Below are 15835 nucleotides of genomic sequence, written 5' to 3' on the forward strand. Positions count from 1 at the left end.
CGCCATCAACGCACGAACGCGCTCGGTGACCGAGCGATCCCATCGTGAATCGAACTGAAATGAAGCGACCCGCTGGTCCGATGTCCAGGGTGTGGCAAGAACCTGAGCGACTCATCACGCCAGGCTTGACGATGCGCGACCATGACGCACCAGAATGAGGCTCGGTGGGTGCGGGAGGGGGGGGAAGGAGGAGACCAGAGACGGTCGGGTCGTCAACAGCGACTAGCGTAGGATGCCAGGTGGGGTCGTCTCTTGAAGGTCGAGATCATGAGTGGGTGTGGATGCGATGGTTTGGCCATTCGCATCCGTGATCCGCAACTGCAGTTGGTGTGGACCGAACCCGACGCCTTCTAACTCCAATGCGCTCACCCCGGCTTCCACCGCAATCGTGCGATCGTCGAGAACCAGTTCGAGCGTGTGCTCATCGAGCAAGGGCGGTTCCAACAAGACATTGATGGCGAGCGTATCGGTTGCCTGAACGAGGACGGCCCCTGGAGAGGGTGCAAGGATGTCAAAGGCATCATAGGGTCCGCTTCCAGGGAGGAGATCCTCCTCGGCTGAAGCGGCAACAGGCCCCAGGAGAGCAGCAGCCGTCCCGGTGTCGAGATCGGCACGCTCCACCTGCAGGGAGGGATTCTCTGGCAAACGGTCTGAGAAATGTGTCCGGCCGTCTTCGTCGACCCAACGAAAAACTTCGGCGTGGAGGCTGGAAGTCAGCAACCCGATTGCGGTGAACAGGAGGACTCTCATCGTCTCGAAAGGTTAGTCGAAGCCACGTGATTGCTCAACCCAAACGATCAAGGCCCCGGTTCTCGGGGCCTTGTCGTCGACAGTATCACACCGCTTCATGGGCGGCGGATGAATGCCTGCGGTGATCGCTTAGAGGCTGTAGTACATATCGAACTCAACCGGGTGCGTCGTCATGCGCATGCGGGTCACTTCACCCATCTTCAGGGCGATGTAGCCGTCGATCAGATCATCCGTGAAGACACCGCCCGCGGTCAGATACTCGCGGTCCTGATCGAGATGATCCAGCGCCATATCGAGTGAGTGGCACACCGTTGGGATGGCCTTGGCCTCCTCACGCGGAAGATCGTAGAGATCCTTGTCCATGGCATCGCCCGGATGAATCTTGTTCTGGATACCGTCGAGACCGGCCATCATCATCGCGGCAAAGGCCAGATACGGATTCCCCGTGGAATCGGGGAACCGCACCTCGATCCGACGGCCTTTCGGATTGGCAACGTAGGGAATGCGCACCGATGCCGAGCGGTTCCGTGCGGAATAGGCCAGCATGACCGGCGCTTCGAAACCGGGGACCAACCGCTTGTAGGAGTTCGTTGAGGCGTTGGTCAGCGCGTTCAGTGAGCGCGCATGTTTGATGATACCGCCGATGTAATAGAGCGCGATATCGGACAGACCCGCATACTTGTCACCCGCGAAGATGTTTTGACCATCCTTGCTGAGCGACTGGTGCACGTGCATGCCGCTCCCGTTGTCGCCCACCAGCGGCTTGGGCATGAAGGTCGCGGTCTTTCCGTAGGCGTGGGCGACATTCTGAATCACATACTTGGTGATTTGATTCTTGTCGGCACGGGACACGAGGGTATCGAACTGGGTGCCGATCTCACATTGACCCGCGGTCGCGACCTCATGATGGTGGACCTCGACCGGCACTCCCATCTCCTCGAGCGCAAGACACATGGCGGCCCGCAAGTCGTTGAGTGAATCGACCGGGGGCACTGGGAAATAACCGCCCTTCGTGCTCGGGCGATGGCCCATGTTCCCGTCGGGGAAGACGCGCTCAGAGTTCCAGCCGGCCTCTTCGGAGTCGATCTTGTAGAAGGCACCGCTCATCTCGGCGCCCCAGCGGACATCGTCGAGAATGAAGAATTCCGGCTCTGGACCGAAGAACGCCGTATCCGCAATCCCGGTCGATTTGAGGTAGGCTTCGGCCCGCTTGGCGAGGGAACGGGGGTCACGCTCATAGCCGGTCATGGTATCGGGTTCGAGAATGTCGCAGCGGATGATCAGCGTGTTCTCGTCCGTAAAGGGATCCATGACCGCTGTGTCGGGCTCAGGCATCAGGATCATGTCCGAAGCCTCGATGCCCTTCCAGCCGGCGATCGAGGAGCCGTCGAACATTTTTCCTTCCTTCAGCAGATCCTCGTCGACGACCCGGGCCGGCATGGAGACGTGCTGCTCCTTGCCGCGGGTATCGGTAAAACGAAGGTCGACGAATTTCACTTCGTTGTCCTTGATCATTTTCAGCACGTCTGTCATAGGATCTCTCTCAGCTTGGCTTGGGGTTCTCGAAACTGTTGCCCGCGTCTGCCTCGGTTCGGCACCCGCGGACAACCTCTCTGTCTGGCGGCTCGGCGTCCCGATGCGCGCGACCGAACCGTTAGGATGGCCTGATCATCTGGCGCACGACGACGCGGCGCCTTCTAGACCTGATCCAATCCACATCGGATGTCGCAAGTGTCGATGCGACAAAGCATAAAACGGGCCATCTCGAACTTGGAGTGGGACCTAGCCGCATCGCGCACGCGCGAAATCGAAAACGGAGGATGGATGTCCGGATGATCCGCGGGTTTCACCCTGCAGACGCGGATCATCGAACCAAGCACCATCGTCTGACCGCCAGAGACAATGCGCCATGCCGGACGCACCCACCGCCTAGTCGACACCAAGATGACAAACGCGCGCACTAAAATAATTCATTTACAACCGCCAACGCACCAAACTAGGGCAAACATGACGACGGTCGTTCCAGGTTCCGGGTCTCGCAAACCCCGCACCTCCCTCCGTGCGGCAGTGCGCGTCCAACGCCTTTAGGTACTCGTGCTCGCATCACAAAATAAGACACGCACCTCACCGAAACGCGCATCGTCCTTCAGCGCATCAGCGAGGAGTTTGCGCAAGCGCGACACGTCAGCGCCTTGACGCAGACAAGCCGCGATCGGGAAATGGACTTCGAGATCAATCTTCCCCGCCAAATAATGCAGGACGACCCGCTCGCGTTCATTCGCCTCGGGAACGGCCGACCAAAGGGACGCCAACCGCGCTAATACCTCTGCGCGTAGGGGCAACGCGAGTGTGGGTGGTACACGATCGTCGTCCTCCGGATCGATATGAACCGTGACATCGGTGATCTCATCGATGTCGCGCTTCAACCGATGCTCGACCAGGAGGCTGATCATGTGGCCCTCGGAAACGCTAACGAAGGGATCGACGAGGACATGCACGTCGGCCGAGACCTGCCCAGCGTAACGACGTGTGCGCAGCATGTGAACATCGCGGACCCCACCAACCGAGCGAATGGTTGCCCTCACCTCGTTGAGACGATCGGATTCAAGCCCGGTGTCGACCAATTCATGGATCGCATTCCAGCCCAAATCCCACCCAATCTTGGCAATCATGACCGCGACCACCACCGCCGCCACGGCGTCGAGATAGACCAAGCCCGCCATGGTCCCCGCGATCCCAACCAGCACGACGACAGAGGAGACGGCATCGGTGCGATGGTGCCAAGCATTGGCACGCAGTAGATCGGATTTGACCCGCTTGGCATAGGCGAGTGTCCACCAGTAGAGCCATTCCTTCACGAGGATGGACAGCAGGGCCGCGGCGAGGGTCAAGATTCCCGGTTGCAGCAGGGCCTGAGGATCGAACAGACGATGAACCGCATCCCAGGCGATCCCAATGGACACCGCAATCAAGAGGAGACCAAGCAGGAGTGTCGCGACGGTCTCATAACGGGCATGACCGTAAGGGTGGTCACCATCCGGACCCTGGCTGGCACGACGCCCGGCAATCAGGACGAGAAAGTCCGAGAGCAGATCCGAAAGCGAATGGATCCCATCCGCGACCAGGGCCTGGGATTGGCCCAGGACGCCGACGACGATCTTCACGGCGGCGAGCAGGCTGTTGAGGATGGCTCCAACGATGGCCGTCCGCGTCACGGCTTGATGACGTAAGGCGGATCGATCAACTGGTTCGTTCATGCCATCAACCGACGCTTGGTGTCGAGTCGGCTCGTTGGCGCGAAGGATCTGAATCTTCCAACTCGCAGCTGATCCAATTCGACGTTGGAGGTTGGTGCGATTGAGCAGTCGCCTGCGCTCTGTCCACGCCATCCGGGCCGGGCGTTGACCCCTTCCCTTGATGCCATCTCGGAAAACGACGATATACTTGGGCGCTTTCGTCCAATCCCTGTGGAAGGAGAACGAACTTGAGTCGCGATCGCGAGGATGTCTCGACGTTTCAAGGTCTCATTTTTGCGCTGGAGCGCTATTGGGCCGAACAAGGATGTGTCATCGTCCAGCCGCTCGACCTGGAGGTTGGAGCCGGAACCTTCCACCCCGCGACCTTTCTCCGCTCCATCGGACCGGAACCTTGGCGTTGCGCCTATGTTCAGCCATCGCGACGCCCCACGGACGGACGCTATGGCGAGAATCCGAACCGCCTGCAGCATTACTATCAATACCAGGTCATGCTGAAGCCCTCGCCTCTTGAGATCCAGGATCTTTATCTCGGCTCGTTGCGTCATCTGGGGATCGATCCCTTGGTTCATGACATCCGCTTTGTCGAAGACAATTGGGAATCGCCGACACTGGGGGCCTGGGGACTAGGCTGGGAGGTCTGGCTCAATGGCATGGAAGTGACTCAGTTTACCTATTTTCAGCAGGTCGGTGGTCTGGATTGCCGCCCCGTCACGGGAGAAATCACCTACGGTCTTGAACGCATTGCCATGTATCTGCAAGGCGTGGAGAGTGTCTTCGACCTGATTTGGAGTCGCACACCCGATCGTACCGTGACCTATGGGGATGTGTACCATCAAAATGAGGTGGAACAGTCTTGCTACAACTTTGAACACGCCGATGTTGAGGCGCTCTTCGAACAGTTCGACCGCGCCGAGGCGATCAGCGCCAAGCTCGTCGAGAACGGCCTCCCTCTCCCCGCATACGAACACGTTCTCAAGGCATCTCACACCTTCAATCTGCTCGATGCCCGCGGGGCCATCTCGGTGACCGAACGGCAACGCTTCATTCTGCGCGTGCGCACGCTGTCTCGCGCGGTCGCTCAGGCCTATTTCGCGCGACGCGAAGCGATCGGCTTCCCCATGCTCGAATCTCAGGAGGGACGGACGTGAGCCCAACCACCGAGTTACTCATCGAGATCGGAACCGAAGAGCTTCCGCCGGCCGCCCTGCAACCGCTCGCATTGGCCTTCACCGAGGGATTGCGCACGCAACTCACGGACGCGGAGATCGCCTTCTCGTCCATCGAGAGCTTCGCCTCACCCCGTCGCCTCGCGCTGCTGGTCCACGACATCCAAACCCAGCAACCCGACCGCGAGGTGGTACGGCGTGGACCCGCGGTGCAAGCCGCCTTCACCGCGGACGGTGCGCCAACCAAGGCCGCCCTTGGTTTCGCCAGCTCCTGTGGCGTCGCGCTCGACGCGCTCGCACGTGAGTCAACCCCCAAAGGGGAGTGGCTGCTCTATCGCGAGATGCGCCCAGGCGCACCAACCGCCGCGCTCGTTCCGACGCTCACCGAGACCGCGCTTGCCGGGTTACCCATCCCACGCCGGATGCGCTGGGGCACTGGTACGGCCGAGTTTGTTCGGCCTGTTCACTGGGTCTGCCTCCTGCTTGGTCGCGAACGGGTGCCGGGAACCATCCTCGGCGTCGCGAGCGGACGCGTCACCTTCGGGCACCGCTTTCACCACCCAGAGGCTTTACCGATCGCGCATGCCCGGGATTACGCCGACTTACTCCGCTCACAGGGGTTCGTTGAACCAGACTTCATCCGGCGTCGAGAGCGGATTCAAACGACGGTCATGGAGCTTGCCGCGACGCAAGGACTGACCGCGCGCCTCGATCCAGACCTGCTGAATGAAGTCACCGCCCTCGTGGAGTGGCCCGTCCCCATTCTCGGCCATTTCGACGAGAGCTATCTCGAGATCCCGCCAGAAGTCCTGATCGAGACCATGCAATCCCATCAAAAGTATTTCCCGCTGGAAGACCAGGATGGACGTTTGCAGGCCGCCTTCATCGCCGTGACGAATCTCGAGAGTCGTGACCCCGATCAGGTGCGGGCGGGGAACGAGCGGGTCATTCGCCCCAGGTTCGCGGATGCGGCGTTTTTCTGGCGACAGGATCTGAAACAACCCTTGGAGAGCTATCGCACGCGCCTCGAGACCGTGGTCTTCCAAGAGCGGCTTGGATCGCTCGCGGATAAGAGCGCGCGGGTGGCCTGTTTAGCTCGCCATCTGGCACCGACCCTCCAGATCGATCCCGAGATCGCCGCCCGTGCGGCCCTCTTGTCGCGCTGTGATCTGGTGACCTCAATGGTGTATGAATTTCCGACGCTACAGGGCACCATGGGTCGTTACTATGCCGCGCAGGCACAGGAAGATGCCGGCATCTGCGAAGCGATGCAGGAGCAGTATCTGCCCCGCTTCGCTGGAGATCGGCTGCCGTTGGGGGCGTGCGGGCGGACACTCGCCATCGCGGATCGGATTGATACCCTGGTTGGCGTGTTCGGAATCGGTCTCCGACCGAGCGGTGCAAAAGATCCTTACGGACTGCGTCGCGCCGCGATCGGCGTGCTGCGAATTCTCATCGAGTCTCCACTCGATCTCGATCTACGTGACCTGCTCGCCGTTGCCGCGTCCATCTATCCGGCTGGCACCTTGAGCGCCGATGTCGAACCCGCGGCACTCGAGTTTCTGCTCGAACGGCTCCGGGGCTACTACCACGACCGAGGGATTGCTGCCGATACCATTGAGGCGGTGCTGCGCACAGGCGTCACGAACCCCGCCGATCTCGATGCGCGCTTGACTGCCGTGAGTGCGTTTCGGCGACTGCCGGCCGCCGTCTCCTTGGCCGCGGCGAACAAACGCATTCGCAATCTTCTCACCAAATCCGGCATCCAGGTCGGGGCCGCGGCAACTCAGCCTCAGCCGCGCGCCGAGCTCTTCGTCGATCCCGCCGAAATGAGACTCGGTGAACGCGTCGCACGGCTGTCAGCGCAGGTTCATCCACTCGCCTCGGCCCGTGACTATGTCGGCGTGCTCGAGGCGCTTGCTGATCTCGACGCCGATCTCGATGCCTTTTTCGAGGCCGTATTGGTGATGGACGAGGATGAAACGATTCGTGACAATCGGCTTGCGCTGCTCGCCAGCTTAGCCAGTTTGTTCCTGCTCGTCGCGGATCTGTCTCGCGTGCAAGACGCGCCGCGCGGGACATGATGCGAGGATCAGCCCGATGCGTGACGCGGTGATCATCCTAGACCGAGATGGCGTCATCAATGCCGACTCGGATCAGTTCGTGAAGACGCTCGATGAATGGCAGCCCTTGCCTGGCAGCCTCGATGCCATCGCCCGACTCTGCCACGCGGGATTCCGCGTGGCCATCGCGACCAATCAATCCGGTTTGGCGCGCGGTTTGCTGAAACCAGCGGCGCTCGACGCCATGCATCGGCGCCTGTGGCATCTGGTCGCCGAGCGCGGTGGACGCATCGAGATGATCGTTCATTGCCCGCATGGACCCAATGATCGTTGCGATTGCCGCAAACCGAGACCAGGGATGCTCCTGGAGATCGCACGACGGCTGTCGGTCAATCTCCAGGGAATTCCGTTCGTGGGCGATTCCCTGGGGGATATCCAGGCCGCCCGCGCGGTGGGTGCCCAGCCCTGGCTCGTGCTGACTGGGAAGGGTGCGCGAACCCTCGAAGAAGGATCGGATGTGTTGGCAGGTGTGCCCATCAAGCCGGATCTCGCTGCCGTTGTGGATCATCTGCTCCATGCCTAGATGGATCCTGCTCCGGTCCTTGGTGTTTCACGGCCTGCTGATCGGTTCCGTGATGGTCGTCGTGATCCTGCTCGTGCTCGTCAGTCCCTTTGGACTGGAAGGAACCAAGGATCGCTTGGCTCGAGCCTGGGCGTACTTCAACCTCGTTGCGCTGAAATGGATCTGCGGTTTGGATTACCGAATCCATGGGCTCGAGCGGCTGCCGCGCCAAGACGACACCGTCATCGTGCTCGCCAAACACCAATCGGCTTGGGAAACCATCGCGCTCAGGGCCATTCTGCCGTTGCGGCAGAGCTGGGTTCTCAAACAGGAACTGATGCGCATCCCCATCTTCAGCACCGGACTGAAACAGTTTTCCCCGATCCCGATCAACCGTTCAGCAGGACGTCGAGCCATTCTCGAGCTCGTTCGAGAGGGTCTCGAACGTCTTGAGCGCGGCCGTTGGGTCATTATTTTTCCCGAAGGGACGCGGGTCGCACCTGGGACCCGGCACACCTATGCCATGGGCGGTGCCACGCTGGGAGCAAAGAGTGGTCGACGCATCATCCCCATCGCGCACAACGCCGGCGTCTTTTGGGCTCGACGCAGCGTGCGGAAGCGTCCAGGTGTCATCGATCTCGTGATTGGAGAACCCATCGAGACCGCGGGGCGATCGGCCCCGCAGATCAATTCCGAGGTTGAGGATTGGATCGAAACGACCGTTGCCGCCTTACCGGGATGCCACAGTGAGCGCACCGCGGATCGCGCGGCCTCCCCGCTCGCATCCGAAAAGCAGTCGTAACCCTCAAATATCCAGATTCTCGACGTTCAGGGCATTGCGCTCGATGAACTCGCGCCGGGGCTCGACATGGTCTCCCATCAGTGTGGTAAAGATCTGGTCCGCGGCGACCGCATCCTCGATCGTGACTCGGAGCAGTCGCCGCGTCTCCGGATTCATCGTCGTATCCCAGAGCTGGTCGGGGTTCATCTCGCCCAATCCTTTATAGCGTTGAATGCTGTAGCCGCGCTGCGCCTCCGCCAAGAGCCAGCGGATCGCCTCACCCAAATCGGTGATCTCCTGTCGCCGATCACCGCGGGTCACGAAGGCACCAGGTTCGAGCAAGTCCGCAACCTTGCGACCATACTCAAGGATCTTGGCATAATCACCCGTGTGGAAAAATTCCAGGGGCACCACACGCGTCTCGGGGATCCCGTGGACCAGTCGAATCAGGTCCAAGGACGTCGGTCGTGACGCCTCGGACTCCGTCAATTGCAATCGATAATGAAGCGAGAATGACTGATGCCTGTTCAGTCGCTCTTCCAAGTCGTCTCGCCATTGCGCGAAGGCCAGGCCATCGCTGATCAGATGGTCGGTCAAGGCTGGCGCCTTCGACAACTCCTCGAGAAAAACAGCGTCGTAGCGCTGCGAGAGCCGCCGGACGATTGCAACAAAGATTTGATAATCCCGCGCCAAGGACTCAAGCGCCGTGCGCGCCAGTGGGACTGTCTCTGCATTGACGTACAGGTCGGCATCCTCCAGCGCCACTTGGAGCATGGCGCGGTTCAGTGCCGCGTCATCCAGCAAATACTCTTCCTGTTTCCCTTTCTTGATCTTGTAGAGTGGCGGTTGAGCGATAAAAATATGACCACGCTCCACCAGTTCTGGCAATTGGCGGTAGAAAAATGTGAGCAGTAAGGTCCGGATGTGGGCTCCGTCGACATCCGCATCCGTCATGATGATGACGCGGTGGTAGCGAAGCTGGTCCGGATTGTATTCCTCGCGTCCAATGCCACAGCCTAGGGCCGTGATTAGCGTCCCGACTTCAGCCGAGGACAGCATCTTATCGAAGCGCGCTTTTTCCACATTCAGGATCTTGCCCTTGAGCGGAAGGATGGCCTGAAACGCACGGTCACGGCCTTGCTTCGCCGACCCACCGGCTGAATCACCCTCGACCAAATAGAGCTCGGAGTTGGCAGGATCCTTTTCTTGACAATCCGCTAGCTTCCCCGGCAAACCCGCAATATCGAGCACCCCTTTGCGACGGGTCATCTCGCGCGCCTTACGCGCCGCCTCGCGCGCGCGCGCCGCTTCCAGCATCTTGTTCGCGACAGCCTTTGCCTCGGCGGGCTGTTCCTCGAGAAAGGTGTTCAATTGCTCGACGACGAGCGACTCGACGATCGCCTTGACCTCGGACGAGACGAGTTTGTCCTTGGTTTGGGATGAAAACTTGGGATCAGGGACTTTCACAGACAAGACCGCGGTCAACCCCTCGCGTGCGTCATCCCCAACAGGTCGAATCTTTTGGGTGCGATCGAGCCCTTCACGCTCGATATAGGCGTTCAATGTTCGCGTGAGACCGGCTCGTAGTCCCGCGAGATGTGTCCCACCATCCTTTTGTGGAATGGTGTTCGTGTAGCAAAAAATCGTCTCCTGATACCCGCTGTTCCACTGCACCGCCAACTCAACGGTCACATCCTGCCGCTCGGCACTGAAGTGGATGACCGTTGGGTGAACCGGTTCCTTATTCTGATTCAGATGCTCGACGAAGGCGCGAATGCCCCCCTGATATTCAAAGACATCCTCCCGGCCACTCACCTCGTCGGACAACTCGATGCGGACCCCGGAGTTGAGAAAGGACAACTCACGCAGACGCTTCGCCAAGATGTCGTAGTGGAACTCGATGTGAGTGAAGGTTTGGTTCGATGGATAGAACCGAATCTCGGTGCCTGTCTCATCGGTTTCACCAACGAGTTTGAGCGGATACTGGGGTTCGCCGAGACGATACTCCTGGTGATACTCGAGCCCGCCGCGACAGATCCGCAGCAGGAGTCGATCGGATAATGCATTCACAACCGACACACCCACACCATGCAACCCCCCAGAGACCTTGTAGGAGTTGTCGTCGAATTTCCCCCCGGCATGCAGCACGGTCAGGATCACCTCTGCGGCCGAGCGCTGTTCCTCCAGATGAATGTCGACGGGGATTCCGCGCCCATTGTCGATCACGGAGACGGAACCGTCGTCGTGCAACTTGACCCGGATGTTGTCGCAGTGGCCCGCGAGTGCCTCATCGATCGAGTTATCGACAACCTCGAACACCATGTGATGGAGCCCGGTGCCGTCATCCGTATCACCGATATACATACCGGGGCGCTTGCGAACCGCGTCGAGCCCTCGCAAGACTTTGATGCTGGTGGAGTCGTAGGTCATGGGCGTTGTTCTAGTGCTGAAACGAGAGGTGAGCCGAACATCATGATGCATCGGCGCAGAGGTGTCGCCCGGCGATGGGCTGCCTGCAATGATTTCGGAATGGGCCGCGTCACGGTCGCCTGTTGCGCCAAGGATTGGACCGACAAGATTTGCCGCTGACTCTGTTGTCGTGGTGGTCGCAGGTATGTGGCGGATCGTTCCGCCGCCGACTCATGTCGCGATTTGGGACCAGGCGATCCCTCATCCAGAGATCCGTTCCGTTGACACTCTATTCGGCTGTCGCTCCGATGATTATACGTCAAGGCGGCCCTCAGCGCCCACCTGACGGCCTCCTGGCCCGTCATCCTGGGTCATCTCAAACGGCAACGAGAGCGCCGCAGGTGCCTCTTCTCGAGACAGGGTGTCGTCGCTAACCGCTTCGATCACCCGGGCAGACAGGATGTCGGCAGGTGATGCATGTGATCGACGTCCCGCTATCGGCTTGGGTTGGCGTGCGTCCAGCGACATCAAGGCCGCCTGAGCACGACGTCTTTCGGTTCGAACGCGGCCGCGCTCGGCTCTCGAGCTCGACGTCAAAGTCCAACTGAGTCGTTCCCGCGATGAGCGTTCACGCCATGCCGCCCGCATCGTGAAACAGACCTGATGCCATGTTCCACGTGGAACATGGCATCAGGTCTGTTTCACGGGGTCGTTTCGAACGCTCCCCCCCCTGCCGTGAGCGGTTGTACCGATCCTGACTCGAAACCTCACCGTCGGTGACCATCCTAGCGATGGCATCCTCATGCGACCCATCAGGCCGCATCAAACGCACGCCCGTTGGCTCGTCCGTGGATGTTCCACGTGAAACATTGGGGTGGACTGGCCGCTCGATCCCTCGGCCGCCCGCAAGTGGTCGCCCCGGACATGCGTCCAAAAACACTGGGCCTCTTGCATCCGATACAGCTGCTCGATCCGAGTCCGGGTCTCGACATCCAGTTCCGCATGCAGGTCATCCAATAGCCACAGACAAGGGCTGAGGCCGCCAGCTCGATGCACCTGCTCCGCTGCGATCTGCAAGACACACACGGCCACCTTTGCCTGTCCTCGAGAAAACCGCATCAATCGGGCGTTCTGTTGGATTGACCAGTCTGCGCGCTGGGGTCCGATCAAGGTCTGGCGTCGATGCCGTTCGGTTGCACGCGTGGCCCTCAGTGCCTCGTCAAGAGTGCTCTCGACAGACCAACCCGCGGAATAGCTGAGTGCGCACTGGGCGAGAAACGCAAATGGTTTGGCGGCCTCGGCAAACGCCGCTTGCCAGGCGACCAGAAAGTCCGAACGTGCTTGGTGAACCTGCTGTGCCAAGTCGACAAAGATGGGATCCCACACACAGGACTCGCGCGAACCATTCCGTAACCACGCGTTGCGTTGATCCAGGACGCGACGAAACTCCGACCGCACGCGCCCGAATTGTGGTTCCACGTGGAACACATTCCAGTCGAGAAAGGTCCGTCTCAGGGTTGGGTCACCGGCCAGAAGACCCTGCGGATTCTCCCCGACCAACTTGAACCGGATCGGATTCTCGAATGGAGACAGTCGCGTCACAGGGCGTCCATTCCAGCGTCTGATCCCCTCGAACCCGGACCACTCGAATGCCAGAATCGTCTCCTGATCGCCCTCCACTCCTTGAAACCGTCCCTCGATGGACATCCGCTCCGCGCCATCCATGATGAGTGGCCCAGCCTTACGACCTCGAAAACTCCGACCGCGCGACAAGAGGTAGAGCGCCTCCAGTAGGGTCGTTTTTCCGACCCCGTTCGGTCCAGAAATCACCAGCTGCTGAGCCGTTCCGGAGAGATCCCAAACCAGCTCGCGCAGATTGCGCAGATGACGAACTCGCAGCGAGCTCAGCCGCGGACTCACGATCGCATTCATCGCTCACACGGATCACAAGCGCATGGGCATCACGACGTAGGTCTCATCCTCGGCATTCTGACCACGCCATACCGAACTGCTTCCACCATCATTGAACTGAACCTGAACCTGATCCCCGCTCACGGCATTCAAGGCATCGGACAGATAGGACACATTGAAACCAATGGAGGTCGGTTCTCCATCGTATTCCAGCTCGATCTCCTCCTCCGCTTCCTCCTGTTCAGGATTGTGCGCCTGCAGACGCAGGACACCGGGCTCGAATGCCAGTCGGACACCTCGGTATTTTTCGTTCGACAAGATGGCGGTTCGTGCAAGCGCACGTTTCAGCGCCTCGGTGCTCACGAGTGCGACCTTATCGAGTTCGCGTGGAATGACGCGCTCATATTCAGGGTAGCGGCCATCGACCAACTTCGATGTCATCAACATCTCACCAATCACCAGCCGGATGTTCCGTGGCCCCACCAGAATCTGGATCTCGCCATCTCCGCCGGATAACTGGCGTTTGAGTTCCAGCACCGTCTTGCTGGGGACGATGACTTGCAGACGATCCTCAATGTCGATGTCCATCGGACACTCGAACTTCGCGAGGCGATGTCCGTCGGTGGCGACCGCCGTCATCCCGGTGCGCTGCCATTCAAGCAACAATCCGTTCAGATAATAGCGAACGTCTTGCTGGGCCATCGCAAAGGCTGTTTTATCCAAGATGGTGCGGAAGGTTTTCTCGGAGACATGAGCCTCATGTCCCGCGAGATCGACCTGCATCAGCGGAAAATCCGCGGCAGGAAGGACCCCAAGCGCGAATCGCCCACGCCCTGCCGTTACCGCGCAACGTTCGCCACTCATGCGAAAACGAATCTCCGTTCCTTCGGCGAGATTGCGCACGATGTCCATCAACTTCCGCGCGGGGAGCGTGGTCTCCCCTTCCTGATGGATGGAGACGGGACAGAAGGCACGAGCCTCGACTTCCAGATCGGTGGCACAGAGATCGACCCGATCTCCCTTCGCCGAGACCAGGAGATTCCCGAGAATCGGGAGAGTCTGACGCCGTTCCACGACCCCTACGACCTTGCCCAGCACGGGCAACAAGCTCTCACGATTGACGACGAACTCCATTGGATGCCCTCTCAATAATCAAATTAAATATATTCATTTCGTTGTAATAAGCCCTGAGGATAACTGAGCCTATCGTCTAACCAACTGTCAGCACAGGAATTGGGTCGCAGCGTGCAGGTGGTCAACTTCGGGAGAGGCTGTGCATAACTCGGTGCCCGAAACCAGCGCTCGTGTCATGCACAGGGTATGCACACTTATGAGGTCAGAATTCTCAACAGATTCTTGTAGTCCTCCTCCAGCGATGCGTCACTCTCTCGCAGAGTTTTAATGGTCCGTGTCGCGTGCAGCACCGTCGTGTGGTCCCGCCCGCCAAATGCCCGTCCGATCTCCGGTAGGCTGTGCTTGGTCAACTCCTTGGCTAAGGCCATGGCCATCTGCCGCGGTCGCGCGATGGAGCGGCTGCGTTTCGCCGAGAGCATGTCTGAAACGCGCAGCTTGTAATACTCAGCTGCCGTTTTTTGAATATTTTCAATACTCACCTGTTTGTCTTGGGCTGCAAGCATGTCCTTGAGGGCGTGGCGCGCCAGATCCATGGTGATGGGCTTGCCCGTGAACTGTGAGTTGGCGATCAAGCGTCTCAGGGCGCCTTCGAGTTCACGAATATTGGAGCGGATCCGCCGGCCGATGAAAAAGGCGACATCCTCTGGCAGGTCAACCCCCCAAAGACTCGCCTTGCTGTGCAGGATCGCGACACTCGTCTCGAGATCAGGCGGCTCGATCGCGACCGTCAGTCCCCAACCAAAACGCGATCGCAGGCGCTCTTCGAGCCCGACGACCTCCTTCGGAAACCGATCGCTCGACAGCACGATCTGCTGACGCGATTCGAACAGGGCATTGAAGGTGTGGAAAAACTCCTCCTGGGAGCGCTCCTTGCCCGCGAAGAACTGGACATCGTCGATCAAGAGGGCATTCACCGAACGGTAGGTCCGCTTGAAGTCATCGATCCGGTTGTGCTGCAGCGCCTTGATCATCTCGGCGACGAACCGCTCGGAGTGGAGGTAGATCACCCGGGCGGTCGGATTGGTCGCGAGCAGAATGTTGCCCACGGCGTGCATCAGATGAGTCTTGCCGAGTCCGACGCCACCGTAAATGAACAGAGGGTTGTAGGCCGTGCCCGGGTTTTGGCCGATTTGCATCGACGCGGCCCGGGCGAGTTGATTCGATTTTCCTTCCACAAAGCTGTCGAAGGTGAAGTCCGCATTCAGGTTGGCACTGGCACGCCGCTCCGCGAGATCCGCGTCGGCATCCTCGAGCAGGCTGAGCGAAACATCCTCACCACCCCGTCGTTCCGCGGCATCGATCCCGCCAACCTCGAAGCTCAATCGGGCCACTTGTCCGTCGGTGAGCGACCGGCACAACTCCATCAGTCGCGGTTCATAATGTTGTCGCGTCCAGTCCAGCACGAAGTTGTTCGGCGCGAACAGCCGCAGCCGGTCGCCCTCGATTTGCGCCTGTAGCGGAAGAATCCAGGTGTTGAACTCAGCCGAGGTCAATTCTCCTTTCAATTGTTTGACACACTGTTCCCACACACTCACGGCGATCCCCCGGTTATCGTGTTCTGATGACGTCACAGAAGCCAGTCGCGCGCGCAGATCGGCCTGCGCCGGTTGCGCCCGCGGTTCCTGCTCGCGGGCCACTACCCCTCGACCTAAGATGGGTCAGTCTAGTCTTCTGGCCAGGACTGATCCACAATCACCAGAGCAGCCTTCACTGCGTCCTGGGCATTGACTTTACCGCTCAAACTGCTTATGTTTCGGGACTTTTTAAGGCGCGGCCAAAGCCAGCGGACCTTCATCCCGAAT

Annotated in this window: 11 protein-coding genes; 4 read left to right on the forward strand and 7 right to left on the reverse strand. The window is 59.7% G+C overall.

Annotated features, from left to right (window positions below; all coding sequences use genetic code 11):
* Positions 1 to 222: 222 nt before the first annotated feature.
* The 3 genes from CKO25_RS10150 to CKO25_RS10160 all read right to left on the reverse strand — a co-directional run bounded on the left by CKO25_RS10150 (position 223) and on the right by CKO25_RS10160 (position 4007).
* Positions 223 to 750 carry a DUF4124 domain-containing protein gene (locus tag CKO25_RS10150; RefSeq protein WP_200387822.1) on the reverse strand — a complete coding sequence of 176 codons (528 nt, stop codon included), beginning with the start codon at positions 748 to 750 and terminating at the stop codon, positions 223 to 225.
* A gap of 129 nt (positions 751 to 879) precedes the next feature.
* A complete protein-coding gene (gene glnA, locus CKO25_RS10155) occupies positions 880 to 2283 on the reverse strand; it encodes a glutamate--ammonia ligase (protein WP_200387823.1) in 1404 nt (467 codons plus the stop codon).
* Positions 2284 to 2834: 551 nt separating this feature from the next.
* Entirely contained in the window at positions 2835 to 4007 is a 1173-nt protein-coding gene (locus CKO25_RS10160) for a cation diffusion facilitator family transporter (protein WP_200387824.1), read from the reverse strand.
* A 227-nt stretch (positions 4008 to 4234) separates the two neighbouring features.
* Between CKO25_RS10160 and glyQ the strand changes: the two genes are divergently transcribed.
* Genes glyQ through CKO25_RS10180 form a run of 4 tightly spaced genes read left to right on the forward strand, consistent with a single transcriptional unit; the run spans position 4235 to position 8600 of the window.
* Positions 4235 to 5155 carry a glycine--tRNA ligase subunit alpha gene (glyQ, locus tag CKO25_RS10165; protein ID WP_200387825.1) on the forward strand — a complete coding sequence of 307 codons (921 nt, stop codon included), beginning with the start codon at positions 4235 to 4237 and terminating at the stop codon, positions 5153 to 5155.
* Positions 5152 to 7257, forward strand: a complete 2106-nt coding sequence (gene glyS / locus CKO25_RS10170) for a glycine--tRNA ligase subunit beta (protein WP_200387826.1) — start codon at positions 5152 to 5154, stop codon at positions 7255 to 7257. Before glyQ ends, glyS begins: the two co-directional genes overlap by 4 nt.
* A gap of 16 nt (positions 7258 to 7273) precedes the next feature.
* Complete coding sequence (gmhB, locus tag CKO25_RS10175) at positions 7274 to 7819, forward strand: D-glycero-beta-D-manno-heptose 1,7-bisphosphate 7-phosphatase (RefSeq protein ID WP_200387827.1); 546 nt, start codon at positions 7274 to 7276, stop codon at positions 7817 to 7819.
* Positions 7812 to 8600, forward strand: coding sequence for a lysophospholipid acyltransferase family protein (locus tag CKO25_RS10180; RefSeq protein WP_200387828.1), 789 nt, complete (start codon positions 7812 to 7814; stop codon positions 8598 to 8600). Before gmhB ends, CKO25_RS10180 begins: the two co-directional genes overlap by 8 nt.
* A gap of 3 nt (positions 8601 to 8603) precedes the next feature.
* Here the strand turns inward: CKO25_RS10180 and gyrB are convergent, their stop codons facing one another.
* From gyrB to dnaA, 4 genes are all read right to left on the reverse strand, one after another.
* A complete protein-coding gene (gene gyrB, locus CKO25_RS10185) occupies positions 8604 to 11009 on the reverse strand; it encodes a DNA topoisomerase (ATP-hydrolyzing) subunit B (RefSeq protein ID WP_200387829.1) in 2406 nt (801 codons plus the stop codon).
* 801 nt (positions 11010 to 11810) lie between these two features.
* The gene (gene recF / locus CKO25_RS10190) at positions 11811 to 12920 is read right to left on the reverse strand and encodes a DNA replication/repair protein RecF (protein ID WP_200387830.1); all 1110 of its coding nucleotides are present in this window, start codon (positions 12918 to 12920) and stop codon (positions 11811 to 11813) included.
* Positions 12921 to 12932: 12 nt separating this feature from the next.
* Positions 12933 to 14033 (reverse strand): DNA polymerase III subunit beta, encoded by a 1101-nt coding sequence (dnaN, locus tag CKO25_RS10195; protein WP_200387831.1) that lies wholly within the window; start codon positions 14031 to 14033, stop codon positions 12933 to 12935.
* 194 nt (positions 14034 to 14227) lie between these two features.
* Entirely contained in the window at positions 14228 to 15568 is a 1341-nt protein-coding gene (dnaA, locus tag CKO25_RS10200; protein WP_338115106.1) for a chromosomal replication initiator protein DnaA, read from the reverse strand.
* Positions 15569 to 15835: the final 267 nt, after the last annotated feature.

The organism is Thiocapsa imhoffii (genome assembly GCF_016583985.1).
In the GTDB taxonomy this organism is placed as follows: domain Bacteria; phylum Pseudomonadota; class Gammaproteobacteria; order Chromatiales; family Chromatiaceae; genus Thiocapsa; species Thiocapsa imhoffii.

Bases quoted from the DNA above. Each gene is read 5' to 3' on its own strand.
- CKO25_RS10150 (WP_200387822.1), bottom strand. From the start codon at position 750: ATGAGAGTCCTCCTGTTCACCGCAATCGGGTTGCTGACTTCCAGCCTC.
- glnA (WP_200387823.1), bottom strand. From the start codon at position 2,283: ATGACAGACGTGCTGAAAATGATCAAGGACAACGAAGTGAAATTCGTC.
- CKO25_RS10160 (WP_200387824.1), bottom strand. From the start codon at position 4,007: ATGAACGAACCAGTTGATCGATCCGCCTTACGTCATCAAGCCGTGACG.
- gmhB (WP_200387827.1), top strand. From the start codon at position 7,274: ATGCGTGACGCGGTGATCATCCTAGACCGAGATGGCGTCATCAATGCC.
- CKO25_RS10180 (WP_200387828.1), top strand. From the start codon at position 7,812: ATGCCTAGATGGATCCTGCTCCGGTCCTTGGTGTTTCACGGCCTGCTG.
- gyrB (WP_200387829.1), bottom strand. From the start codon at position 11,009: ATGACCTACGACTCCACCAGCATCAAAGTCTTGCGAGGGCTCGACGCG.
- recF (WP_200387830.1), bottom strand. From the start codon at position 12,920: ATGAATGCGATCGTGAGTCCGCGGCTGAGCTCGCTGCGAGTTCGTCAT.
- dnaN (WP_200387831.1), bottom strand. From the start codon at position 14,033: ATGGAGTTCGTCGTCAATCGTGAGAGCTTGTTGCCCGTGCTGGGCAAG.